The sequence below is a fragment of the Halorubrum hochsteinianum genome (genome assembly GCF_023702125.1).
GTDB lineage: Archaea > Halobacteriota > Halobacteria > Halobacteriales > Haloferacaceae > Halorubrum > Halorubrum hochsteinianum.
On record NZ_CP098415.1, the window covers coordinates 2280304 to 2303974 of the forward strand.

A 23671-nucleotide genomic window follows, 5' to 3' on the forward strand; every position below is an offset into this window, starting at 1 on the left:
ACCCGGAGATTCGCGGAGTAGGGATATAAATCACGCCGCCGGTTCGCGGCCGGTGGAACCGTCTCGCGGCGTTCGACACTCACACCTTTTATCGCGTGCCGCCGAAGGCGGACGCATGATCACGGTCAAGGACACCGTCCACGACCACATCGAGATCGACGGCGTCGCCGCCGACCTCGTCGACACCCCCGCCGTCCAGCGCCTCCGCCACGTGAAACAGCTCGGGACGGTCCAGCTCGTCTACCCCTCCGCGAACCACACGCGGTTCGAACACAGCCTCGGCGTCTACCACCTCGCGAGCCGCGCGCTCGACCACCTCGGGATCGAGGGGAAACGCGCCGACCGCATCGAGGCCGCGGCGATGCTCCACGACGTCGGCCACGGCCCGTTCAGCCACAACCTCGAATCGCTCACTCACCGGCGGACCGGGAAGTACCACGACGACGTCGGCGGGCTGCTCGCGACCGGCGCGGTCGGCGAGGTCCTGCGCGAGCACGACCTCGACCCGGACCGGATCGCGGCGATCGTCGCCGGCGAGGGCCCGTACGCCGGCCTCGTCTCGGGCGAACTGGACGTGGACCGCATGGATTACCTCGTGCGCGACGCCTACCACACCGGCGTCCCGTACGGCACCATCGACACCGAGCGGTTCGTCCGCGAGCTGACGTTCGTCGAGCGCGGCGACATTCCGGACGGCGACGAGTCGGACCGCGAGGGCCCCCAACTCGTCTTGGACGAGGGGAACGTCCAGACCGCGGAGAGCCTGCTCTTGGCCCGGGCGCTGATGAACCCGGTCGTCTACACCCACCACGTCGCGCGGATCTCGAAGGCGATGCTGCGCCGGGCCGCGAGCGACCTCCTCGACGCGACCGCGACGACGCCGGCCGAGCTCCGGCGGATGGACGACCACGACTTCCTCGCGGCGATCCGCGACTGCCGGGAGACCGCCGAGCTCTCGCGGCGGTACGACGAGCGCGACCTGTACAAGCTGGCGGTGTGGGCCGAGTACGACGACGTTCCCGACCGGGTCCACGAGGCGGACCACGCCGCCGAGACGGCGCTCGAACGCGAGATCGCCGAGGAGGCGGGCGTCGCGCGCGACAACGTGATTCTGGACGTGCCGCCCGAGCCGACGATGCGGGAGTCGACCGCGCGCGTCACCGTCAACGGCGAGATCCGGCGCTTGGAGCGGCAGTCGCCGCTGGTGTCGGCGCTCCGGACCGCACAGCGGAACCAGTGGCGACTCGGCGTGTACGCCCCCGAACCGGCGACCGACCGCGTCGGCCGGGCGGCCGGCGACGTCCTCGGCCTCGACCCCGACGCGCTGGTGACCGAGGTGCGCGGCGCGACGCCGACGACGCTCGACGAGTTCTGAGCGGGCGGGGCGTTCCCGTGAGGTTTTACACTCGGCCGGCGAGCCTCCGGTATGTATCTCGAAGGGATCATCCTGGTCGGTCCCGACTTCGAGCCGGTCGAGGGCCGGGTCGTCGTCGCGGACGGCGAGATCGTCGGGCTGGAGGAGCGCGACACCGACAGCGACGATTTGATCCTCCCGGCGTTCGTCAACGCCCACACCCACATCGGCGACTCAATCGCCAAGGAGGCGGGCGAGGGCCTCTCGCTCGACGAACTCGTCGCCCCGCCGGACGGCCTGAAACACCGCCTCCTCCGCGCGGCCGGCCGCGAGGAGAAGGTGGCCGCGATGGCCCGCACCCTGCGGTACATGGAGGCGACCGGGACCGGCACGTTCCTGGAGTTCCGCGAGGGGGGCGTCGACGGCGTCGGCGCGCTCCGCGACGCGCTCGCCGGCGAGGGGGTCGCGTTCGGCGAGCGCGCGGTCGAGTCGGTCGTCTTCGGCCGCGACGACCCGGACGTGCTCTCCGTCGCGGACGGGTACGGGGCCTCCGGAGCCCGCGACGCCGACTTCGACGCGGTCCGCACGGAGACCCGCGACGCCGGCAAGCTGTTCGGAATCCACGCCGGCGAGCGCGACGCGGACGACATCAACCCCGCGATGGATCTGGACCCGGACTTCCTCGTCCACATGGTCCACGCGGAGGGGATCCACCTCGAACGGCTCGAAGACCGGGGGACCCCCGTCGTGGTCTGCCCGCGGTCGAACCTCGTGACGAACGTCGGCGTCCCGCCGATCCGCGAGCTGGCCGAGCGGACGACCGTCGCGCTCGGGACGGACAACGTGATGACCGACTCGCCGTCGATGTTCCGCGAGATGGAGTTCGCGGCGAAGCTCTCCGATCTCCCGGCGCGGGAGATCCTGCGGATGGCGACGCGCAACGGGGCCGAGATCGCCGGCCTGAACCGCGGCGTGGTGCGGGAGGGGGCCGACGCCGATCTGCTCGTCCTCGACGGCGACTCCGACAACCTCGCCGGCACGCGCGACCTCGTCCGGGCGATCGTCAGGCGGGCCGGGCAGGCCGACGTCTCGCGGGTCGTGATCGGCGGCGAGACCGTCGTCCCCCGCGACGACTGAAGCGCCGCCGACCGTTGCCGTCTTCCTCCGCCGACGGAGTGAAACCGCTTCCGCCCGTGTGATCTCGCAATGACGACGCTCTCGCTGCTCGCCGGTCTCGCGCTCGGCCCGGTCGTCGGACTGGTCGCGACGCTCGCGATGGACGTGGTGATGGCTCGGCTCCCGGAGGGAACGACGGCACCGAAGGTCGCCGCTGGCGTGCTCACCGACACCCCGGTCGACGACGCGCCGGAGCGGCTTGCGACGTGGGTCCACTACGTCGCCGGCGGGGGCTCGGGGCTGCTGTTCGTCGGGCTCGTCGCCGCGACCGGATCGCTGCTCGGCCTCGGTCCCCTCGCGGCCGTCGCGGTCGCCGGCGTCGTGCAGCTCGCGCTGATGGTCGGCTTCTTCGCGCTCGTCCCGCTCCCTCGCGCGTCCGGGCTGCCGCGGCAGCGGCTCGGTCCGATCCGGCGCGACTGGGCGGTCTCCGCCGCGACGTACGTCGTCGTCGCGGCCGCCGTCGTCGCGGTCGCGACCGGCGTCTAGCCCGTCGCCCGCGCCCGGAGAGAAACGGTTTAGTCGCTGGCTCCGGCCCGATCGGGTATGCACGCCATCACTCGATCCGGCTGGATCGAGGTCATCTCGGGGTCGATGTTCTCGGGCAAGACGGAGGAGCTGCTCCGCCGGCTCCGGCGCTCCGAGATCGCCGGCCAGTCGGTCGCCGTCTACACGCCCGCGATCGACGACCGCTACGGCGAGGCGACGATCGGCAGCCACACGGGCCGGCAGTGGGAGGCGACCGTCGTCGACAACGAGGGCGACGGCCCGCTCGACATCCTCGACGACGACCCCGCGGAGGTCGTCGCGATCGACGAGGCGAACTTCTTCTCGAACGCGCTCATCGAGGTCTGTAACGCCCTCGCGGACCGCGGGAGCCGGGTGATCGTCTCGGGCACCGACCAGACGTTCCGCGGCGAGCCGTTCGAGCCGCTCCCGCAGCTGATGGCCACCGCCGAGTACGTCGACAAGCTACAGGCGATCTGCTCGGTCTGCGGGGAGCCGGCCTCCCGGAACCAGCGGCTCATCGAGGGCGAGCCGGCCCACGTCGACGACCCGACGATCCTCGTCGGCGCGGAGGAGTCCTACGAGGCGCGGTGTCGCGACTGCCACGTCCTGTTGACCGGAGAGCGTCCCGAAGAAGAGCGACCGTTCGAGGGGGCCGAGGCGGACCCCGCGAACGACTGAGCGTCCAGCGTTACCGGGTCGCGTCGACGTCAGCGTCGGCTTCGATCCCCGTCTCGTCCGACTCCTCCGTTTCCCCGTCGTCGGCGGTCGCGAGCCGGAACAGCCCGACGAGCGCGCCCGCCGCGACCAGCGCGCCCTCGGCCTTCGCGGCCGCGTACACCCACTCCCGCGGCTCCGCCTCGCCCGCGTTCCGGTAGCACGCGCGCGTCCAGACCGCGACGGCGCGACGCGGCGCGACGGCTTCGAGCAGTCCGCCGACTCCGGCCACCAACAGCAGTAGCGCTTTCATACGCCCCGTTCGACGGCGACCCTCAAAAGCGGTCGGGGGAGCGCCGCGGTTCGCCCGGACGGGACTCGCTCACCCCTCGGTCACTGGCTCGGCCGTGTCGAGGTAGCGCCGGCAGGTCGCGGCCGCCCACTCGCGGACCGCGGGCGCATCGGTCCACAGCAGCGCCGAGAGCCCGTCGGCGTCGACCAGTCCGACCGCGGCGCGGTCGTCCGCGAGGACCACCGCGACCGGCGACTCGCCGTCGTGCCGGTACGCGTCGACGCCGCGCTCGGCCAGCGCGCGCCGGACGACGGGACCGGTCGCCCCGCCGAGGCGGTCGCTCGCCGCGTCCGTGAACACCACCCGAACCTCCCCCGGGACGCCCTCTGACGACGACAGCGAGGCGTTCAGCCGGCGGGCGAGGTCGGCGTCGAACCGCGGGACCACGGCGACGACGCTGTCGGCCGCGTCGACGAGTTCCGCGAGCCGTTCCGCCGGGGCCGCGGCGTCGTCGCCCGCCTCGGTCGCTCCGGTCTCCCGCTCGACGACCTCGGTCCGGTCGCCGAGCGTCTCGGGATCGGTCCCGACCGCGTTCGCGACGAGCGCGCGGAGGGCCGCCGCGGGCGACGCGGACGACGCCGAAGCCTCGTCGCTCACGGGTCTCGCTCGTCGGAGCCGGCGTCGTCGTCCGGCCACCGCTCCGGGGTTTCCGGACGCGGCGGGTACGACTGCCGGCCGCCGGTCGACTTCTGCGCGAGCAGCCGGGCCGTGGCGCGCTCGGAGCCGTCCGGCCGCTCCGTCGTCGTCTCGTCGTAGTAGCGCACGCTCAGCCCCAGCCCCGCGCGGAGCAGTTCGTTCGCCGCGTAGCGGTACCGGTCGCCGCTCGGTCCCGACCGCGCGGGCGGTTCCGACCGCAGGTGCCCCTCCACGAAGAGGAACCCGTCCGGCGCGAGCGACTCGATCAGGTCGGCGAACCGGTCGAGCGCATGGAAGTAACTCATCGCGATCACGTCGTAGGTCTCCGCGGGGAACGCGTACGTCGTCGCGTCGGCCTGAATCGTCTCAATCCGGTCGCCGATCCCGCGTTCCGCGGCGCGCTCGCGGACGATTTCGAGTCCCTCCTTCGAGGCGTCGAGCGCGTCGACCTTGTGGCCGCGGTCCGCGAGGAACACCGCGTTGCGGCCGGTTCCGGCGGCGACGTCGAGCGCGCGGCCGTCGGGGAACGACGGCTCGTAGGCGCGAAGCACGGGGGACGGGTCCGGCGCGCGGGAGTACTCGCCCGACGCGAAGCGCTCGTCCCAGTCGGTGTCGGTCACGATCGGCCTTTGGCGCGCCGCGGCGTAAACCTCAGGGGCGCGCCGCCCGGAGCGGGGGGCATGGCAGACGCGACGGACCCAGCGGAGCGCCTGAACGCGCTCCTCGCCGACCGCGACGAGACGCTCGCGACCGCGGAGTCGCTCACCGGCGGGCTCGTCGGGTCGCGGGTGACGGACGCGCCGGGCGCGAGCGCATACTTCGACCGCGGGTTCGTGACGTACACCTACGACGCGAAGCGCGAACTGCTCGGCGTCTCCCGCGAGTCGCTCGACGCCCACGGCGCGGTCAGCGACCCGGTCGTCCGCGAGATGGCGGCCGGCGCGCGCGACCGGGCGAGCGCGGACTGGGCCGTCGCGACGACCGGGATCGCCGGGCCGACGGGCGGGACCGACGAGAAGCCCGTCGGCCTCGTTTACTTCGGCGTCGCGCACGCCGCGCCGTGGGGCACCGAGGAGTCGTTCGTCCGGACCGAACGGGCCGTGATCGACGGCGACCGGGACGCGGTGAAGCGCGGCGCGGCCGAGACCGCGCTCGACGCCCTCGTCCGAGCGATCGAGGACGTCGCCGACCCGGGGGAGTGAGCGGCGGTCGACCGGGCGCTCCGGTCGATGTGTGCGAGTGTTTATCACCCGACCGCGCGTAACGCCGCCATGATCGAACGCGTCTTGGTGGCGATGGACGGCTCGGATCTCGCCGAGCGGGCGCTCCGGTACGCGCTGGAGGCGCACGGAGACGCGGAAATAACCGTGCTACACGTCGTCGGGGGTGCCTCGCCGATGATGGGGGAAGCGACCGGGATCGCCCTGTCCGACGACGAGGACGGCGGGATGCGCGAGGCCGCCGAGCCCGTCTTCGAGCGGGCCCGCGAGATAGCCGCCGAGTACGACGCGACGGTCGAGACGATGGTCGCCGCCGGTCGGCCCGCTCGGACCATCGTCGACCGGGCCGAGGAGTTCGACACGGTCGTCTTGGGCACGCACAGCAGTTCGCTCGCGGACCGCCTGCTCGTCGGTAACGTCGCGAAGACGGTGTTCCAGAAGTCGCCCGTCCCGGTCACGGTCGTGCGGTGAGCGGCGGCCGACGGCCGCGCTCGTCCGTCCCTACTCGATGTACGCGTTCCCGACGACCGCGACGACGAGCGCGGCGATCACGATCCACGTGAGCGGTTCGACCGCGAGGAGCCGGATCGGACGGGCCGCCGACTCGTCGAAGCCGAAGAGGTAGCCGCCGGCGAAGCCGACCGCGAGCACGAGCGCGCCGACGATTCCGGCCACGCCGAGCAGCGCGCGGTCCGACGAGTCCATACCCGTCGTTGGGCGTCGCGGATACTTAAGAAACGCCCGTGGGAGCGGGCGGAGCGACTCCAAGCCAGGGCAGGGATTTGAACCCCGGAAGTCTCGATTACAAGTCGAGTGCATGAACCGCCCATGCTCCCCTGGCGCGTGCGGCCGTACTCGGTCCTCGTATGAGTGCGTGTCGCTTTCCGCGAACCCGGCCGGGGTCAGTCGCTTTCGTCGGTGAGGTCGTCTCCGCTCCGACTCGCGTCGTCACCGCCTTCGCCTTCGTCGCCCAGCGGCTTCGTCAGTTCGACGCGGTGGGGGTCGTAGCCCCGCGCCGCGTAGAACGACCGGGCGCGGTCGTTGTCGGCGAGCGCCTCCAGCGCCACGCGGTCGGCCCCCTGCTCGCGGAGCGCGCGCTCGGCCTCGTCGAGCAGCGCCGTCCCGACCCCCTCACCGCGCCGCTCCGGCACGACGAAGAGGTTGCTGACGGTGCCGCGAGTGGCGTCGCGCTCGTAGTCGCCGCGTTCGAGCGAGAAGCCGACGAAGCCGACGAGGTCGGTCCCGTCCTCGGAGTCCGCCGCTGCCTCCGGGTCGCGGGCGACGAGCAGGTCGCCCGTGACGACCGACTGCGCGACCCACTCGCGGACCGTCGCCCGGTTCGCCTCGGCGCGGAGCGTGGCCCCGTACTCCCGCTGGCCCGTCGCGAGCGCCACCCACATGTCGGTGACGGCGTCGACGTCGTCGGCGGTCGCCTCTTCGACGCGGGGGCCGGTCTCGGCCATGTGCCCGGCTTCGGCTCGCGGCGTGTTGAGGCTGCCGGCCGGGGAGCCCGCGGCGTCGCGGTCCGGCGCGGCGCGATTCCGGGGCGGCCGGCTCAGACCTCGCGGCAGTTCGGGCAGACCGCCTGCCCGTTGGCGGTGACGAGGTCGGGCACCAGCGCGCCGCAGTTCTCGCAGACGCCCTGCGTCGACGACCCGCTCGGCGTCCCCGCGGGCCGCGAGGCGTTCCCGCCGTCGCCGGCCGCGTCCGGCGAGGCGGCCGCCACTCGGTCCGCCGACTCCGGGTCGATCGTCGCTCCGGTCCCGCGCTCCGCGTCGGAGTCCGCCGTCGCGGCCGCCGAGACCACCGTCCCCTCGCGTCGCGGGTCGCCGGTCGCCGCTCCGTCGCCGAACCCGTCGGCCCCCGACCGCGGCGCGCCCGCGGCGAGCACGTCGCCGTCCGTCACGACGCCGACCGCCTCCCCCTCGTCGACGGCGACGACCCGGTCGACCCCGTCCGCGACGAGGCGCTCCTCGACCGCCGTCAGGGAGTCGTCCGGGGACATCGTCGGCAGCGGCGGTCCCATCGCGTCGCCGACGGTGTGGTCGCCGATACCCTCCTCAGAGTCGGCTTCCGCGTCGCCTCCGGTCGCGTCCAGCAGCGCGTCGAGCGCGTCGCGGGCCTCCAGCCGCCCGACCGCTTCGCCGCCCCGCATGACGACCACGCAGTTCGTCTCCTCCTCGACCAGCAGCGCGGCCGCGTCCGAGAGCGAGTCCGACTCGCTGACGCCGAGGAACTCGCGGTGCATCACGTCGCGGACCGTGGTGTCTGTTCGCATACGTTTCGGATTCGCTCCGATCGGCTAAAAGCTGCCCCCGATACCGTTATAGCGGCACCGTGCGTACGCTTGCGATCGGTTGCCATACAGGGCGGGGAGAGACTGTGCGGGGCGCGTACGGATCGCGCGCGGCGACGAAAAGGGAGCGTTCAAACCCTCCGGCGTTCGAACGGCGGTATGGCCATTCCCTCGTTCGTGATCGGGATCGCGGGCGGGACGGGCGCTGGGAAGACGACGGTCTCCCGGCTCGTCACCCGCGATCTCGGCGACAGCGTCACCCGGATCCCGCTCGACAACTACTACGAGGACCTCTCGCACCTTGACTTCGAGGAGCGCGAGGAGGTCAACTACGACCACCCCTCGGCGTTCGAGTGGGAGCTGCTCCGAGATCATCTGGAGGCGCTGCTGGAGGGCCAGTCCGTCGAGATGCCCCAGTACGACTTCGAGATCCACAACCGGAAAGACGAGCGCATCACCGTCGAGCCGACCGACGTCATCGTGCTGGAGGGAATCCTCGCGCTGTACGACGAGGAGATAAACGACATGATGGACCTCCGGCTGTTCGTCGAGACGGACGCCGACGTGCGCATCCTGCGGCGGATCCGGCGCGACGTGATCGACCGCGGCCGCGACCTAGAGGGCGTCATCGACCAGTACCTCTCGACGGTGAAGCCGATGCACGAGCAGTTCATCGAGCCGTCGAAGAAACACGCCGACGTGATCATCCCGGAGGGCGCGAACAGCGTCGCGGTGAACCTCCTCGAAGAGAAGCTCCGCGCCGAGGTCGAGGGCGACGCGGTCCGCAGCTGGGAGCGCGGGAGCCTCGAACAGGAGCTCGGCGAGAAGCGCTCGCTCGACGTCGATGGGGACGATTAGGTTACTTCCGGAGCTTCGGCGTCGTCCCCGATCACAGACGACACTGCCGAAGCCCCAGTCGATCGCTACGATCTGGTCGCTGTTGATAACACAGCTATCGAAGCCCCAGCCGGGAGGCGGGCGCACGCTCGTTGCGCTCCTCGTCGCTCACTCCGTTCGCTCCTGCGGTGCTTACGTCGCCTGCGCCCGCCTCCCGGCTGCCCCTTCGAGTCCCGCCCCGCACGGCAACCGCACCTCACGCCTCCCCAGCCTCGCGGCTCCCTTCGGTCGCCGCGTCCCTCGCACGCGCTCCTCGCGCCCCACGGGCGCTCGGAGGCGCGCGCCACCGCAGCCGATCGCCGAAAATATCACCGTCCCGTGGTCTGTGACCGTCTGAGAATCCGAAACTTCCCTCGACCGCGCTCCTATCGCCGCCGACTGGCCACCCGCTCCTCGGCGGTCTCGGCGCTGACGAGTTCGTAGAGGAGCGCCCGCCCGCCGTCGTCCTTCGGGCGGAGGACGCGGCCGAGCCTCTGGGTAAACTCGCGCTCGCTGCCCGACCCGGACAGCACGACCGCGACGTTCGCGTCCGGCACGTCGACGCCCTCGTCGAGGACGTTGGCGGCGACGACCCGTCCGTAGGTGCCGTCGCGGAAGCGGTCGAGGATCTCGCGGCGCTCCCTCGCGCCCGTCTCGGCGGTGATCGCGGGCAACAGGAACCGCTCGGAGAGCCGGTAGACGAGGTCTGTGTGGGCCGTGAACACGATCACGCGGTCGTCGCGGTGGCGGTCGAGGATCTCCGCGAGCCGGTCGACCTTGCGACTCGCGTTCATCATGATCTCGCGGGCGTCCTGTTTCGCCAGGAGCGCCTCGCGGGCGGCGGGGTCGTTGCCGGAGCGTTTGACCAGTTCCTGGTAGTCGCTTCCGCTCGAAAACGTGATTCCGGCGTCGCGGACGTACTCGACGAACGTCCCCTGCTTCTCGTCGTAGCGCTCGCGTTCCGCGTCGGTCAACTCCACCTCGATCCGCCGGATGTCGTAGGGCGCGAGGTGGCCGCCGGCGAGGTCGTCGACGTCGAGCGCGTAGGCGCGGTCGCCGACCAGCTCCGCGACCGCCTCGTGAGCGCCGTCGGGGCGCTCGAAGGTGGCGGTGAGACCGAGGCGCGCGGGGGCCGCGAGCAGCCGCGCGGCGTCTCGGTACCCCTCGCCGCCGAGGTGGTGGACCTCGTCGAAGACGACGAACTCGAAGGCGTCGCCGACGCCGTCCGCCTTGAAGTACGCGGAGTCGTACGTCGACACCGTGATCGCCTCGCGGCGCTGCTCCCCGCCGCCGAACCGGCCGATGGGCACGTCGAACTCGCGGTCCAGTTCGCGCTGCCACTGGTCTAAGAGGTCGACTGTCGGGACGACGACGAGCGTCGGCACGCCGAGTTCGACCATCGCGCGGATCGCGATCACCGTCTTTCCCGCGCCGGTCGGCAGTTCGATCACGCCGCGGTCGCCGGCGTCACGCCACGCGTCGAGCGCGTCGCGCTGGTACTCGCGGAGGTCGTAGTCGGTGGCGAGCGCCTCCGGCAGCCCGGCCGCCTCGGCGGCGCGGTCGCTCGCGTCGAGGACCCGGTCGTCGACGCCGATCCCGGCCACCCGGAGCGCTCGCCGGAGTTCGGCGTAGCGGTGCGCGGGGGCGCGCGCCGTGCCCGTACGCGGGTCCGTCTCGACGCCGGGCAGCGGCGGGAGCGCGTCGGACGCGAGGTCGGCGTCCGCGTCGACCCGGATCGTGCCGTCCTCGTAGCGCAGCCGGACGTCCATCGCCCGGAGTTGCCGACCGACTTACAAAGGCTCACCGCCTCGGTCCGCCATGCGCGCGGACGCACTCGACCCGGATCTGGCCGCGGCGATCGCCGAGATCGAGTCGCTGGGGCTGCTCTCGTGGAGCGACCTCTCCGTCGCGGCCGCCCGGGAACTCGAAGACGACCTGTTCTCCGGCCCGCCCGAGCCGCCCGTCGCCGACGTCCGCGACCTCGCGTTCGGCGGCCCCCACGGCGAGGTTCCTCTCAGGATCTATCGCCCCGAGAGCGCGGCGGCGACGACCGCCGCGACGAGCGACGCCGCCGGCGCGTCGGAAGCCCGCGCTCTCGTTCACCTCCACGGCGGCGGCTGGACGCTCGGCACGCTCGACTCGGTCGACGGGATCTGCCGCGAACTCGCGGTTCGGGGCGACGCGGTCGTGGTCTCCGTCGACTACCGGCTCGCCCCCAAACACCCGTTCCCGGTCGCCGTCGACGAGGCTGCCGCGGCGGTCGAGTGGGTCGTCGAGACGGCGGGGGCGCTCGGCGTCGACCCCGACCGGGTCGGCGTCTCGGGGACCAGCGCCGGCGGCGCGCTCGCGGTCGCCGCGTCGCTCCGAGCCCGCGATATCGGCGACTCGCCGACGCCGGCCGGACAGTTCCTCCTCTATCCGATCGCCGGCCGCGACTTCGAGACGGACTCCTACCGGGAGAACGCGGACGGCCCCCTGCTCACCCGCGCGGACATGCGGTGGTTCTACGAGCGGTACCTGCGGAGCCCGGTCGACGCCGCGAACCCCTACGCGGTCCCGCTCCGGGCGGGAGACCTCGGCGACCTCCCGCCCGCGACGGTCGTCACCGCCGGGTTCGACCCCCTGCGCGACGACGGCGTCGCGCTCGCGGAGCGGTTCGAGCGCGAGGGGACCCCCGTCCGACACCGGCACTACCCGGCGATGGCGCACGGGTTCTGTAGCCTCGCGGACCGGGTGCCGACGGCGGAGACGGCGCTGTCGGCGGTCGCGGCTGACGTGCGGGAGCGTTTATAAATCGACCGCGCGGCTCAGGCGTCGACGGTCGTCTTCACGATGCTCACCGGCGCGGTCGACTGCCGGGAGACGCGCTCGGTGACGGAGCCGAGCATCCGGCGGTAGTCGCCCGAGCGCGTCTTCGACCCCATCACCGTGAGGTCGACGTCCTCCTCGTCGACGTACCGGAGGATCTCCTCGTGGGGCGCGCCGTACCGCATCGCGGTGACCGCCTCAACGCCGGCGTCGTTGGCGAGCGCGGCGACGGCCTCTATCGCCTCGCGCCCGGTCTCTTCGAGCGTCTCCTCCGCGCCCTCGGCCCCGTCGACGAACTCGTCGCCGGAGTAGGCGTTCACCACGCCGCTGTCGACGACGTAGAGGACGTGAAGGGTCGCGTCGTAGCGGCCAGCGGCGTCGATCGCGTGGTCGATCGCGCGGTCGACGCCGACGCTGCCGTCGGTCGGGAGGAGTACGTTGTCGTACATACGCGGCGGTTCGACGCCGGACCGAATAAATCGGTCGCCGTTTCCCGAACGGTTAACACGCTGTGTCTCCGCGGAATCCCCATGACAGAGGCGGCGGACCGGATCTTCGTGAACGGGGAGGTACACACGCTCGCGGACCCCGAGGACGGCGGCGAAGCGGTCCACGAGGCCGTCGCGGTGCGCGACGGCGCGATCGTTCGGACCGGGCGCACGCACGACGTGGAACTGCTCGCGGGCGTCGACACCGACGTGGTCGACCTCGACGGACGCGTCCTCCTGCCCGGGTTCGTCGACGCGCACACCCACCTGACCACCGTCGGCCGCTACCTCGTCCACGCCGACCTCTCCGAGGCCGACTCGCCCGAGGCCGCCGTCGACCTGCTCGGCGAGCGCGCGGCGGAAGTGAAAGGCGAGGGGAGCGGGACTGAGAGCGCCGAGACCGACGACTGGGTGCTGGGCTACGGCTACGACGAGTCGACGTGGGAGGAGTCGCGCTACCTCACCCGCGAGGACCTCGACCGCGTCTCCACGGAGCGCCCGGTCGCGGCGTTCCGCGAGGACATGCACGTCGCGGCGGTCAACGGCGTCGTCCTCGACCGGTTCGCGGACGCGCTCGCCGACGTCCCCGACGAGACGGTCCCCACCGACGGGGACGGCGAGCCGACGGGCGTCCTGCTCGAAGCCGCGATCGACCCGATCTACGAGGCGGTCGAACCCGATCGCGAGGAGACGCGCGAGGTCGTCGAGGCCGCGCTCGACGGCTGCGCCGCCCGCGGGATCACCGGCTTCCACGACATGGTCCGGAACTCCCACGCCCCGCGCGTCTACCGCGATCTCGACGCCGCCGGGGAGCTGACCGCCCGCGTCCGGATCAATTACTGGAGCGACCACCTCGACGCGCTCGACGAGGTCGGCCTCGCCACGAACGCCGGGAGCGGCCGGGTCGAGACCGGCGCGATCAAGTCGTACACGGACGGGAGCCTCGGCGGGCGGACCGCCCGCCTCTCGGAGCCGTACGCGGACGCCCCCGGGGAGACCGGACAGTGGGTCGTCGACCCCGAGGAGCTGCGCGAGACGGTAGCGGCCGCAACCGACGCGGGCTTCCAGTTCACCGCGCACGCCATCGGCGACGAGGCGATCGCGGCCGTGTTGGACGCCTACGAGGAAGCCTCGCGGACGGACCCGGGCGAGGCCCGCCACCGGATCGAACACGTCGAACTGGCCGACGACGACGCGATCGAGCGGCTCGCGGAGACCGGCGTCGTCGCCAGCGTCCAGCCGAACTTCCTGAAGTGGGCGGGCGAGGGCGGCCTCTACGAGGATCGACTCGGCCCGGAGCGCACCGCCGAGACGAACCGCTACCGCGAGATGCTCGACGCCGGGGTTCGGCTCGCGTTCGGCTCCGACGGGATGCCGATGGACCCGCTCGTCGGCGTCCACCACGCGGTCAACGCGCCCGCCGAGGTCCAGCGGCTCACCGTCACCGAGGCGCTGCGCGCGTACGCGAGCGGTGCCGCCTACGCCGGCTTCGACGAGGACCGACTCGGGACGATCGAACCGGGCAAGCGGGCCGACCTCGTCGCGCTCGACGCGTCGCCGTGGGAGCGGTCCGACGCGATCGACGACATCGATGTCGCCCTGACGGTCGTCGACGGCGAGGCCGTGTTCGACGACCGCTGAGCGCGACTACTGGTGCGTTCTGCGGCCGGTGTGTTCGACGTTCGTCGATGTCTGTGTCGACCGTCATCGAATGACGCAATCGCTGCCAGAAAACAGTAGTTATTAATCGTGTAGGACTAACGTGGAGGTATGACGGAGATTGCCATCGAGTACGCCGCGGGCGACCGGCTCCGATCGGAGGCGGAGACCGCTCGACGACTCATCGACGCGTATCTCGGCGACCGTCCCGACGTGGACCGGGTCACGCTCTCGCCCTCCAGCGAATCCGTCTTCTGCGTGAGCGTCGAAGGAGACCGGATCTGGTGTACCGACCCCCGGGAGTGGATCGACGCGATGGAGGCGGTGACCGCCGCGCGGCGACGGCTCTCCGAGTTGTCGTAGCCGGATCGGTCGAGGCGTCACCGAACGGGTCGCGTGCGTGTGTGCGCCGCTTCGCAAGCGGTGACTCGCGTAGCCGGGACACGGGTCGCCACTACCACCGGGTCGTTATCGATCGAGCGCTCACGTCGCCGCCCCCGACGCGTCGTTGTCGTCAGCCATCCAGTATCCGGTCGCCAGTCCGAACCCGGCTAACCCGAGGCCGAGCACGGCGGCGGCGAGATCGAAGTTCGCTTCCGTTCCTTGCGCGAGCATCAGCCCGCCGAACGTCGCTCCGCCCGCAAAGACGCCCGACGGCACCGACGGCGTCGCGTCTCCCCACACCAACACCGGATACCGTAGCACGATCCACGCCGTAACGGAATAGGTGCCGAAGATTCCGAACAAAAGCGTCGGGGAGCGGGATGTCAGCGCGACCATCCCGGTCACGCCGACTGCGATCAGCAACGCGACGACATAACCGAGGGAACGGTCCATGGCCGTGTTACCCGCCCAACGGTCTTATAAGTTGAGCGTCAGATTCGCACCGCACGGGGCCGAGTGAACGTCCGTCTCGGGGGTCAATCCGTTTGCTGGTTCGGCCGGACCCGTCGAGAGCGGTCCGAAAGCGACGTACCGTCCGCGGTCGACGGATCAGCGTGTCGCAGCCGCGTGCGAGTACGCGAACTCCCGCAGCAGTTTCCCGGCCACCGCCGCCGCCTGCCCGTCGTCGCGGTCGTTCACCTCGACGACGTCGAACCCGTCCGCGCCGGGCGCGACCGCCCGGACGAGGTCGCGGACCTCCCGCGGTTCGAGTCCGAACGGCTCCATCGTTCCGGTTCCGGGGGCGTAGGCCGGGTCGAGGCCGTCGACGTCGACGGAGCAGTACACCGACTCGCCGGCGAACGCGTCGCCGTCGAGCGCGTCGATCCACTCGCGGGCGTCCTCGGGCGCGACGACCTCCACGTCGGCGTCGGCGGCGCGGTCCCACTCGGCCTCGGAGCCGGTCCGCGCGCCGACGATCACGGCGCGGTCGACGCCGAGGTCGTCGAGACACCGGCGCGTGACGCAGGCGTGGTTCCACGGGTTCCCGTCGTAGTCGCTCCGGAGGTCGAGGTGAGCGTCACAGACGACGAGGACGTCGGGGTCGACGGCGTCGGCGCCCGCGTAGCTGACGGTGTGCTCGCCGCCGACGAGCAGGGGGACGGCGTCGTCGTAGACGACGCTCCGCAGTTCGGCGGCGAGGTGGTCGAGGTACTCGCGCTGGTCGTCCCACGGGCGCACGTCGCCGGCGTCGTGGACGCCGAGCGCGGAGAAGCGGCTGTCGGTGCGGCGGTCGTAGTCGTCGTACGTCTCGGCGAATCGCCGGACCCGGTCCGGTCCGAACCGGGTGCCCGGCTGAAAGGTGGTCGTGGCGTCGAGCGGAGCGCCGACGACCACGTACGAAGCAGTTTCGCGGTCCGTCGTCGCTCCGGGGAACATTCCCGATTACCCGAGGATCTTCCGTTGGCCCTCGTAGTCGAGGTACTCGATGTTGTCGTCCGAGGCGAAGTCCTCGCCCTCGGGGATCCGCATCGTGAACGTGTCGTAGGTGTCCAGGTCCATCACCTGGACCTCGTCACCGCTGACGTTGACGACCTGTCCCTGCTTCCGCTGGATGATCGGGACCCACACCTTCGCGTCGACCGGCTGTGAGAGCGAGCGCTTCTTGTCGTCGAAGACGCCCTTGCCCTCGACTCGGGCCTTGGCGCTGCCGTGTTTGCCGGGCTTGGCGGTGCTGTAATGGTCGATCTTACAGGGCGCGTCGTCCATCATCACGTAGCTGCCCTCCTGGAGTTCGCGAACCTGCTTCTGCTCTCGCGGCATAGGCGCTATTTCCGGTGGCGCGGGTATAAACGGTTTGGAACGCCGTCGCTCCGCGGGTCGAGACCGTCCGGCCGGACCGCGCGGAAAAACCGTCTACGGGTCCAGTTCGTCGACGTACTCCTCGACACCCTCGTCGTCGTCGGCGTTCCCGTCCGGCGGGACGAACTGGCCCGTGATGAGGTAGCTGACGAGGAACATGACGATGAACCCGACGCCGACCGCAGCCGTCGTCCGAACGACGAACGGGATGTCGTTGAAGTACATGTAGCGGTCCGCGATCGCCATGCCGACGAACGCGATCACCAGAATCCGCTGCTCGTCGGTCGGGTCGCGGACGAGGCCGACCACGTCGTCTTTGAGGTCACCGAGCAGCCCCATCAGTCGTCACCCCCGCTCCGGGTCGCCGCGTCGCCCTCGGCGGACGCGCCGCCGCCGTCGCTCCGGTCGCCCTCCGCCTCGATCACGCGGCTCACGCGGTCGAGTCCCTCCTCCAGTTCGTCAGTCGGGAGGCCGAACCCGATCCGGAACCGTTCCGGGAAGCCGAACAGGTGACCGGGCGCGAGGACGACGCTCGCCTCCTCGACGACCGTCCGACAGAACGACTCGGCGTCGTCGAAGCCGTCGGGGACCGTGACGAACGCGTTGACGCCGACGGGGTCGAGCCAGTCGAGGTCGTGTTCGTCCACCCAGTCGGCGACGCGGTCGCGGTGGTCGGCCGCCAGTTCGCGGTTCTCCGAGAGGATCCGGTCCTCGCGCCGCCCGAGCGCCTGCTTGGCGACGTGCTGTCCGAACAGGCTCGGCGAGATGGTCGTGTAGTCCTTCCAGCGCCACGCGCGCTCGACCACCGGCTCGGGACCGGCGATCCAGCCGAACCGGAGGCCGGCGAGCCCGTACGCCTTCGTGAGGCTGGTCGTCGAGATGCCGTGCGCGCCGTAGCTCGCGACCGGCGGCTGTGGCTCCTCGGCGAGCAGGCGGTACACCTCGTCACAGAGCAGGTAGGCGTCGCGATCGACCGCCACGTCGTAGGCCGCCCGCATGGCGGCCTCGTCGTGGTACTGCCCGGTCGGGTTGTTCGGGTTGTTGACGACGATCACAGCGGTGTCGTCGCGGGCCGCGTCGGCGATCGCCTCGGGGTCCAGCTCCCACTCCGGCGGCTCCAACTCGACGCGGGTCACGTCGCCGAACGCGTCCGGGACGGCGTGGAGCGCCTGATACGTCGGCGTGACGACGACGGCGTGGGTGCCGGAGCCGACGCCGACCGGCGGGGCGTCCGACTCGTCGCCGCCCCCTCCCCCGTCGACCGGGCCCTCGTCGCCGAGCAGCGAGAGGAACGTCAGGAAGTTCGCCTCCTGCGTGCCGCAGGTGAAGAGCACCTCGTCGGCGGACCGGTCGTAGCGGTCGCCGACCGACGCCCGGAACTCGGGGTCGCCGTTCGTCGGGATGACGTAGCCGAGTTTCCCCGGGTCGAGGTCGAACCGACTCGCGTCGAGCGACCGGATGCCGCTTTCCGCCAGCATGATGTCGGCCTCGTGTTCGTGCTCCGCGAACCAGCGTTCGAGGCCGAACGGGTCGATGCGCATACCCGCATTCGGGCGGGCGCGAGGTTAGGTGCTGTGGTTGTTGGTGGCGGTGTCGCGGTTGCCGGTGGCAGTCGCGGGACAAGCTGGCGTGTTCGGTACTGTGGTGCTTCGACGATTCGCCGAGGAACGCTTCCGAAGTTCCAGCCGCTCGCGTATGAATGTCTGCGGACGGATCGGCGGTGAACATCTCCAAAGCCCCAGTCGCGCTCGACTCCCACAGCTCGCTGCGGTCCTCGTCGCTCACTGCGTTCGCTCCTGCGGTCCTTGCGTCGCTGGGGTTCGCCGAGCGCGACTGCCCCTTTGAGTCCCGCCCGCCCGCAAACGCCCAGCACCTCACGCCTCCCCAGCCTCGCGGTTCGCTCGGGGCTCCCTGCGGTCGCCCCTCACTCACCGCGCCCCTCGCGCGTGCTCCTCGCGGCCACCTTCGGCGGCCACTCGGAGGCACGCGCCGACCGCAGTATTATTTATAACTGATCGTCGCCACCGGTCGCCGGTGGTTACATATCGGCTCGCGGTCGCCGCGGCCACCGCAACGACTATCCTCGCCGATCGCGACAGGCCGGCATGGTTCTCAACCGGCAACGGCTGCTGGGCGTGCTGCTCGTCGCCCTGGCAGCGCTCGCGGCGGCCGTGCTGGCGGAGGTGCTGCGGACGGTCGTGTTCGCGGTCACCGTCGCGTACGTCCTGTATCCGCTCCGGCAGCGGCTCGTCGGTCGCGGCCTCTCGCGTCGGATCGCGTGCGCCGTCGCCACCGCCGTCGCGTTCGCCGGAGCCACTCTCCTCGTCGCGCCGCTGCTGTACGCGCTGTACCGACGGCGCTCGCAGCTGATCGCGATTCTGGAGCAGATCCCGGACATCGTCCCGATCAGCGTCGGCGGCTTCGAGACGGTCGTCGAGATCGCGCCGTTCGTCGCGGCCGCCGAGACGTGGATCCGGGGGGTCGCGATCGCGGTCGCGGGCGCGGCACCGGTCCTCGTCTTGGAACTCGTCGTGTTCACCTTCCTCGTGTACGGCATCCTGTACCGGCCGGGTGCGGTCGGGACGGCGGTCTTCGGTATCGTCCCGGCCGAGTACCACGACATCCCGGCTCGACTCCACAAGCGGACGCGGGAGACGCTGTACTCGATCTACGTGCTACAGGCCGCGACCGCGGCGGGCACGTTCGTCCTCGCGCTCGCGGTGTTCCGGGCGCTGGGCTACGGCTCGCCGGTCCTGTTGGCCGTCATCGCAGGCATCCTCCAGTTCATTCCCGTCGTCGGCCCGAGCGTCCTCGTCGTCGCGCTCGGGGCCGGCGACCTCCTCGTCGGCAAGACCGGTCGGGCGGTCGCCGTGCTCGTGATCGGGCTCGTCGTCGTCGCGTTCGTGCCCGACGCGGTGATCCGGACGCAGCTGGCCGACTGGACCGGGAAGATCTCTCCCGGCCTCTACTTCGTCGGATTCGTCGGCGGCATCCTCACGCTCGGTGCCGTCGGGGTCATCGTCGGCCCGCTCGTCGTGTCGCTGCTGCTCGAAGTGATCGACATGCTCTCGGAACACGGCGCGTCGTCCGGATCTGCCGCGGCGGCGACCGAGCCGGTCGAGGAGGGCGCGGACTCGGCGGAGTGACCGGCCGCCGAGCGCCCGAATTCGCGCTCCGCCGCCGGTACGGCTTTCCCTCCGCCGACCGTCTCTCCGGTATCCGATGTCCTCGACGGACCCCCCTACCGCGGTCGGCGACGCCCCGACGCTCTCGGCCCGCCGGCTCGACGGCCTCGGCGACCGCGTGGCGCGCTCCCGGCCCGCGAACGACGGCGACGGCGACGAAGCTGACGGCGGCGACACCGGCGACGGCGACACCGAACGCGACGCGATCGACGTGTTCGCCCCGGCGACGGACGAGCGGATCGGGAGGGTTCCGGCCTGCGACGCCGCAGACGTCGAGCGCGCGGTAGAGCGCGCTCGGGAGGCGCAGGCGGCGTGGGCCGAGACGCCGGTGACGGAGCGCGCCCGGATCGTCGACCGGTTCGGCGACCTCGTCGCGGACCGGCGCGAGGAGCTGCTCGACGTGCTCCAGTTGGAGACCGGGAAGTCGCGGCGCACCGCGGTCGAGGAGCTGTTCGACGTGCCGACCGGCTGCTCGTACGTCGCGCGCGAAGCGCCCGACGCGCTCGCCGAGGAGCGCCGCCGCGGGGTCGCGCCCGGGATCACGACCGCGACGGTCACCCGCGAGCCGGTCGGCGTCGTTGGCGTGATCTCGCCGTGGAACTACCCGCTCACGCTGTCGATGGCGGACGCGATCCCCGCGCTGGCCGCGGGCAACGCGGTGGTCCTCAAGCCCGACGAGAAGACGCCGTACGGGGCGCTGCTGCTGTCTGAACTGCTCGAAGTCGCCGGCCTCCCGGACGACCTCTTTCAGGTGGTCACGGGCGAGGGACCGACCGTCGGCCCGCCGCTCGTCGACGCCGTCGACTACGTCGCGTTCACCGGCAGCACGGCGACCGGCCGGATCATCGCGGAGCGCGCGGGGCGGAACCTGATCGGCTGCTCGCTGGAGCTCGGCGGCAACAACCCCCTCGTCGTGCTCGGGGACGCCGACGTCGACGAGGTCGCGCGCGGCGCGGTTCAGGCCTGCTTCTCGAACGCGGGGCAACTCTGCCTCTCCGCCGAGCGGGTCTACGTCGTCGAGTCCGCGTACGAGGAGTTCCTCGACGCGTTCGTCCGCGAGACCGAGGCGCTGACGCTCGGGACGGGCTACGACTACGACGCCGACCTCGGGTCGCTCGTCGACGCCGACCAGCTGGCCCGGGTCGAGTCGCACGTCGAGGACGCCCGCGAGCGCGGCGCGACCGTCGAGACCGGCGGGCGCGCCCGTCCGGACGTCGCCCCGTACTGCTACGAGCCGACGGTGCTGACCGGCGTCGACCCGGACGCGACGGTCGCCTGCGAGGAGACGTTCGGGCCCGTGGCGGCGGTGACGCCGGTCCCGGACGCCGGGGCCGCGGTCGCGGCCGCCAACGACTCGCCGTACGGGCTGAACGCGAGCGTCTGGACCGCCGACCGGGAGCGGGGCGCGGAGATCGCCCGCGAGATCGACTGCGGCACGGTGAACGTCAACGACGCGTTCCTCGCCACGTGGGGCGCGGTCGACGCGCCGATGGGCGGGTTCGGCGACTCGGGGCTGGGCCGGCGACACGGGTCGGAGGGGCTTCAGCGGTACACGGAGACGCGGACGGTCGGCGTCTGCCGGGTCGGACCGCTGACGTTCCCGGACCGGATCCCGACCGACTGGTTCGTTCGCGGCGCGTTCGCCGGGTTGCGGATCGCTCGCGGGGCGCAGCGGGGCGTCGACGCGATCCGGCGACGCCTGTCGCGTCGCTAGCGGGACCCAGTCGTCGTGAAAAAGGGGAACGAAGCGGGCTTACTCGCCGTCGTCGATCAGGTCGCCGAACACGGAGGACGCGGTGTCCGGGACGTCGAAGTCGTGGTAGTGCTCGCCCTTCTCGTTCGAGAGGATGTCGAGCGCGGCCGCGGCTCCGTCGCCCGTCGAGATGACCGCCTGCCACTCCTCGGCGCGGGCCATCGCGCCGGTCGCGTAGACGCCGTCGACGCTGGTCTCCGTCGAGAGGTTGACGCTGACGGTGTCGTCGTCGTCGAACTCGCAGCCGAGCGACTCGGCGAGGTCGCGGTTCGCGCCCGTCGCGAGGACGACGTAGTCGGCGTCGTACTCGCCCTCCTCGGTCGTCACGGTGAAGCCGTCGCCGGCGTCCTCCACGTCGGTGACCTCCTCGCCCTGATGGCGGTCGACGCCGAAGTCGTCCACCTGCTGGCGGGCGGTCGCCATGAACTCGCTGCCGCCGACGGAGCCGACGCCGAGGTAGTTGAACAGGTGTGCCTTGTGCATCCACGTTCCGTCCGTGTCGAAGAGGACGGTGTCGAGTCCGTTCTTGCTCGCGAACAGTCCGGCGCTCAGTCCGGCGGGTCCACCGCCGACGATTGCGACGTTCGTCATGGTCGCGCCAACGCGGCCCCGAACATAAGGGTTGACGGAAGCAGAGAGCGGCGACCGCGGCCGGCGACGCGCCCGAGCAGAAGCTATTTGCGCCGACCCCCGGAGATCGATCCATGACTGACGGGCAGCCTCGGCGCGGGTCGGTACGGCGGTCGCCCGACGCCGGGGGACCGCCGTCTCGCGACCGAACGGTCCGGGTCGGTGTCCTCGTCGCGCTCGGCGTCCTCCTCGTCGCGCTCGCGGCGGGTCCCGGCGGCGTCGCGGCCGCCGGCCACGCGGCCACGGGGCTCGGGGCCGCCGACGCCGCGGTCGACGACGGAGCGCCCCCGACGGCCGAGCAGAGCGGGTCCCCGCTCGCCGGGGCGAACGGAACGGTCGAACTCGTGGTGCGGTTCGACCCGGTCGACGACCCCGCCGCGCTCGGCGCGACTGACGGGGTTCCGCCGGCGGGCGCGGACGCCACCGCGACAGTCGCCGACCTCCGCGAGCACGCCGCCGCCGAGCGGAGCGCCTTCGAGTCGTTCGCCGCCGACCGGCCCGGCGTGTCCGTCGAGCGCGAGTTCTGGCTGGCGAACGCGGCGCTCGTCACCGTCGACGCGGACCGGGTGACCGCGGCCGACCTGCGCGCGGTCGAGAACGTCACGCGGCTCCACGAGAACGTCGTCGTCGAGCCGATCGGATCCGCGGGCGCGCGGCAGGTCGAGGCGGAGCCGGACGGCCGGGCCACGTCCGGACTGCGGCAGATCGGCGCGCCGACCGCGTGGCGGCGGTTCGACACCCGGGGCGCGGGCGCGACCGTCGCGGTCGCCGACACCGGCGTCAGTCGGTATCATCAGGACATCGATCTCGCTGGGTGGGCGTCGTTCGACGGGAACGGGACGCTCGTGAGCGACGACGTGTCGGAGGCGTTCGACCCCGACGGCCACGGGACCCACGTCGCGGGGACGGTCGCGGGCGGGAACGCCTCGGGGACGCACATCGGCGTCGCGCCCGAAGCGAGCCTCTACGGGATCGACGCCTTCGACGAGAACGGGACGGCGACGTTCGCGGCGGTCGTTGCCGCGATGGAACACGCGACGACGACGGCCGACGCCGACGTGCTCCAGTTGAGCCTCGGCGCGAACGGGACGTTCCGCGGGTTCGTCGGCCCGGTCAGGAACGCCCGCGCGACGGGCGCGCTCGTGGTCGCGGCGGTCGGCAACGAGGGCGCGAACGCCTCCTCGTCGCCAGCCAACGCGTACGACGCGGTCGCCGTGGGCGCGGTCGATTCCGAGGGGACCGTCCCGCCGTTCTCCGGCGGCCAGCGGGTCGACGCGGCCGCGTTCGGCGCGCCGCCGGACGACTGGCCGGACTCGTACGTCGTGCCCGACGTGAGCGCGCCCGGCGTCCGGGTCGCGAGCGCCGCGGCGGGCACCCGGAACGGCTACGTCTATCGACAGGGGACGAGCATGGCCGCGCCGCACGCGAGCGGGGTCGCCGCGCTCGCGGTCGCCGCCACCGACGGCCGGGTCGCCGCCCCGACGATCGAGGCCGCGCTCGTCGACACCGCGGTCCACCCGACGAACGCGACGGAGCCCGACACCCGGTACGGGAACGGTGTCGTCGACGCGCCCGCCGCCGTGGGGGCCGCGGTTGAGGCGACGCCGCCCGCGGAGCCGACCGACACGAACGACACGGTCGGGGGGAACGGTGACGGAGTCGGGACGGGCGACGTCGACGGGTCCAGCGCGGGAGACGGCGACACCGACGGACGAGCGCCCGGATTCGGCGCGGTCCCCGCGCTCGCAGCGGTCGTCGCCGTCGCGCTCGCGAGCCGCTTCCGGGTCGGACGCGGCCGCGACTGACCGGCTGCTGTCGGCGCGGACTCGGTGG

At 72.0% G+C, this 23671-nt stretch carries 27 protein-coding genes and 1 tRNA gene; 13 read left to right on the forward strand and 15 right to left on the reverse strand.

What is annotated here, in order from left to right:
- Positions 1 to 115 precede the first annotated feature (115 nt).
- From NAF06_RS11600 to NAF06_RS11615, 4 genes are all read left to right on the forward strand, one after another.
- Complete coding sequence (locus NAF06_RS11600) at positions 116 to 1375, forward strand: HD domain-containing protein (RefSeq protein WP_008585783.1); 1260 nt, start codon at positions 116 to 118, stop codon at positions 1373 to 1375.
- A gap of 51 nt (positions 1376 to 1426) precedes the next feature.
- Complete coding sequence (locus tag NAF06_RS11605) at positions 1427 to 2491, forward strand: amidohydrolase family protein (RefSeq protein ID WP_008585781.1); 1065 nt, start codon at positions 1427 to 1429, stop codon at positions 2489 to 2491.
- A 69-nt stretch (positions 2492 to 2560) separates the two neighbouring features.
- Positions 2561 to 3016: a hypothetical protein gene (locus tag NAF06_RS11610; protein ID WP_008585779.1), complete on the forward strand. Its 456-nt coding sequence runs from the start codon at positions 2561 to 2563 to the stop codon at positions 3014 to 3016.
- A 57-nt stretch (positions 3017 to 3073) separates the two neighbouring features.
- Positions 3074 to 3715, forward strand: coding sequence for a thymidine kinase (locus tag NAF06_RS11615; protein WP_008585778.1), 642 nt, complete (start codon positions 3074 to 3076; stop codon positions 3713 to 3715).
- Between the two features lie 10 nt (positions 3716 to 3725).
- On the opposite strand, the gene NAF06_RS11620 is transcribed toward NAF06_RS11615, so the two are convergent.
- The 3 genes from NAF06_RS11620 to NAF06_RS11630 form a co-directional block, all read right to left on the reverse strand.
- The gene (locus NAF06_RS11620; RefSeq protein WP_008585776.1) at positions 3726 to 4004 is read right to left on the reverse strand and encodes a hypothetical protein; all 279 of its coding nucleotides are present in this window, start codon (positions 4002 to 4004) and stop codon (positions 3726 to 3728) included.
- Positions 4005 to 4073: 69 nt separating this feature from the next.
- A complete protein-coding gene (locus tag NAF06_RS11625) occupies positions 4074 to 4640 on the reverse strand; it encodes a transcriptional regulator FilR1 domain-containing protein (RefSeq protein WP_008585774.1) in 567 nt (188 codons plus the stop codon).
- Positions 4637 to 5299, reverse strand: a complete 663-nt coding sequence (locus NAF06_RS11630) for a class I SAM-dependent methyltransferase (RefSeq protein WP_008585772.1) — start codon at positions 5297 to 5299, stop codon at positions 4637 to 4639. Before NAF06_RS11630 ends, NAF06_RS11625 begins: the two co-directional genes overlap by 4 nt.
- A 60-nt stretch (positions 5300 to 5359) precedes the next feature.
- Here NAF06_RS11630 and NAF06_RS11635 point away from each other — a divergent pair, with 60 nt between their 5' ends.
- Positions 5360 to 5881 carry a CinA family protein gene (locus tag NAF06_RS11635; RefSeq protein ID WP_008585771.1) on the forward strand — a complete coding sequence of 174 codons (522 nt, stop codon included), beginning with the start codon at positions 5360 to 5362 and terminating at the stop codon, positions 5879 to 5881.
- Between the two features lie 69 nt (positions 5882 to 5950).
- Entirely contained in the window at positions 5951 to 6370 is a 420-nt protein-coding gene (locus NAF06_RS11640) for a universal stress protein (protein ID WP_008585768.1), read from the forward strand.
- A 30-nt stretch (positions 6371 to 6400) separates the two neighbouring features.
- Here NAF06_RS11640 and NAF06_RS11645 read toward each other — a convergent pair whose 3' ends face one another.
- From NAF06_RS11645 to NAF06_RS11660, 4 genes are all read right to left on the reverse strand, one after another.
- Positions 6401 to 6604, reverse strand: coding sequence for a hypothetical protein (locus tag NAF06_RS11645; RefSeq protein ID WP_006627903.1), 204 nt, complete (start codon positions 6602 to 6604; stop codon positions 6401 to 6403).
- A gap of 62 nt (positions 6605 to 6666) precedes the next feature.
- Positions 6667 to 6740 (reverse strand) — tRNA-Thr (locus tag NAF06_RS11650).
- Between the two features lie 61 nt (positions 6741 to 6801).
- The gene (locus tag NAF06_RS11655) at positions 6802 to 7362 is read right to left on the reverse strand and encodes a GNAT family N-acetyltransferase (RefSeq protein ID WP_008585767.1); all 561 of its coding nucleotides are present in this window, start codon (positions 7360 to 7362) and stop codon (positions 6802 to 6804) included.
- A 92-nt stretch (positions 7363 to 7454) separates the two neighbouring features.
- Positions 7455 to 8177, reverse strand: coding sequence for a CBS domain-containing protein (locus tag NAF06_RS11660; RefSeq protein WP_008585764.1), 723 nt, complete (start codon positions 8175 to 8177; stop codon positions 7455 to 7457).
- Positions 8178 to 8354: 177 nt separating this feature from the next.
- On the opposite strand from NAF06_RS11660, the gene udk reads away from it, so the two are divergent.
- The gene (gene udk / locus NAF06_RS11665) at positions 8355 to 9053 is read left to right on the forward strand and encodes a uridine kinase (RefSeq protein ID WP_008585761.1); all 699 of its coding nucleotides are present in this window, start codon (positions 8355 to 8357) and stop codon (positions 9051 to 9053) included.
- A 404-nt stretch (positions 9054 to 9457) separates the two neighbouring features.
- Here udk and NAF06_RS11670 read toward each other — a convergent pair whose 3' ends face one another.
- The gene (locus tag NAF06_RS11670; RefSeq protein ID WP_008585752.1) at positions 9458 to 10840 is read right to left on the reverse strand and encodes a DEAD/DEAH box helicase family protein; all 1383 of its coding nucleotides are present in this window, start codon (positions 10838 to 10840) and stop codon (positions 9458 to 9460) included.
- A gap of 49 nt (positions 10841 to 10889) precedes the next feature.
- Here NAF06_RS11670 and NAF06_RS11675 point away from each other — a divergent pair, with 49 nt between their 5' ends.
- Positions 10890 to 11864 carry an alpha/beta hydrolase gene (locus NAF06_RS11675; RefSeq protein WP_008585751.1) on the forward strand — a complete coding sequence of 325 codons (975 nt, stop codon included), beginning with the start codon at positions 10890 to 10892 and terminating at the stop codon, positions 11862 to 11864.
- Positions 11865 to 11878: 14 nt separating this feature from the next.
- On the opposite strand, the gene NAF06_RS11680 is transcribed toward NAF06_RS11675, so the two are convergent.
- The gene (locus NAF06_RS11680; protein WP_008585741.1) at positions 11879 to 12328 is read right to left on the reverse strand and encodes a universal stress protein; all 450 of its coding nucleotides are present in this window, start codon (positions 12326 to 12328) and stop codon (positions 11879 to 11881) included.
- Between the two features lie 81 nt (positions 12329 to 12409).
- Between NAF06_RS11680 and NAF06_RS11685 the strand changes: the two genes are divergently transcribed.
- Together NAF06_RS11685 and NAF06_RS11690 are read left to right on the forward strand one after the other, a co-directional pair.
- Positions 12410 to 14008 carry an amidohydrolase gene (locus NAF06_RS11685; protein ID WP_008585740.1) on the forward strand — a complete coding sequence of 533 codons (1599 nt, stop codon included), beginning with the start codon at positions 12410 to 12412 and terminating at the stop codon, positions 14006 to 14008.
- A 129-nt stretch (positions 14009 to 14137) separates the two neighbouring features.
- On the forward strand, positions 14138 to 14389 hold the full coding sequence (locus NAF06_RS11690; RefSeq protein ID WP_006627890.1) for a SelT/SelW/SelH family protein: 252 nt from the start codon (positions 14138 to 14140) through the stop codon (positions 14387 to 14389).
- A gap of 120 nt (positions 14390 to 14509) precedes the next feature.
- Here NAF06_RS11690 and NAF06_RS11695 read toward each other — a convergent pair whose 3' ends face one another.
- The 5 genes from NAF06_RS11695 to NAF06_RS11715 form a co-directional block, all read right to left on the reverse strand.
- Positions 14510 to 14863, reverse strand: a complete 354-nt coding sequence (locus tag NAF06_RS11695) for a hypothetical protein (RefSeq protein ID WP_008585739.1) — start codon at positions 14861 to 14863, stop codon at positions 14510 to 14512.
- A gap of 156 nt (positions 14864 to 15019) precedes the next feature.
- Complete coding sequence (speB, locus tag NAF06_RS11700) at positions 15020 to 15847, reverse strand: agmatinase (protein WP_008585737.1); 828 nt, start codon at positions 15845 to 15847, stop codon at positions 15020 to 15022.
- A 6-nt stretch (positions 15848 to 15853) separates the two neighbouring features.
- Entirely contained in the window at positions 15854 to 16231 is a 378-nt protein-coding gene (locus tag NAF06_RS11705; protein ID WP_006627872.1) for a translation initiation factor IF-5A, read from the reverse strand.
- A gap of 93 nt (positions 16232 to 16324) precedes the next feature.
- Positions 16325 to 16609, reverse strand: a complete 285-nt coding sequence (locus tag NAF06_RS11710) for a hypothetical protein (protein ID WP_008585734.1) — start codon at positions 16607 to 16609, stop codon at positions 16325 to 16327.
- Entirely contained in the window at positions 16609 to 17811 is a 1203-nt protein-coding gene (locus NAF06_RS11715; protein ID WP_008585732.1) for an aminotransferase class I/II-fold pyridoxal phosphate-dependent enzyme, read from the reverse strand. The genes NAF06_RS11710 and NAF06_RS11715 overlap by 1 nt, the downstream gene beginning before the upstream one ends.
- 564 nt (positions 17812 to 18375) lie before the next feature.
- Between NAF06_RS11715 and NAF06_RS11720 the strand changes: the two genes are divergently transcribed.
- Both NAF06_RS11720 and NAF06_RS11725 read left to right on the forward strand, forming a co-directional pair.
- Positions 18376 to 19416 carry an AI-2E family transporter gene (locus NAF06_RS11720; protein WP_008585730.1) on the forward strand — a complete coding sequence of 347 codons (1041 nt, stop codon included), beginning with the start codon at positions 18376 to 18378 and terminating at the stop codon, positions 19414 to 19416.
- Positions 19417 to 19492: 76 nt separating this feature from the next.
- Positions 19493 to 21169 (forward strand): succinic semialdehyde dehydrogenase, encoded by a 1677-nt coding sequence (locus tag NAF06_RS11725; RefSeq protein WP_008585728.1) that lies wholly within the window; start codon positions 19493 to 19495, stop codon positions 21167 to 21169.
- Positions 21170 to 21208: 39 nt separating this feature from the next.
- Here the strand turns inward: NAF06_RS11725 and NAF06_RS11730 are convergent, their stop codons facing one another.
- The gene (locus tag NAF06_RS11730; RefSeq protein WP_008585726.1) at positions 21209 to 21799 is read right to left on the reverse strand and encodes an NAD(P)/FAD-dependent oxidoreductase; all 591 of its coding nucleotides are present in this window, start codon (positions 21797 to 21799) and stop codon (positions 21209 to 21211) included.
- 113 nt (positions 21800 to 21912) lie between these two features.
- Here NAF06_RS11730 and NAF06_RS11735 point away from each other — a divergent pair, with 113 nt between their 5' ends.
- A complete protein-coding gene (locus NAF06_RS11735) occupies positions 21913 to 23643 on the forward strand; it encodes a S8 family serine peptidase (protein WP_008585724.1) in 1731 nt (576 codons plus the stop codon).
- Positions 23644 to 23671: the final 28 nt, after the last annotated feature.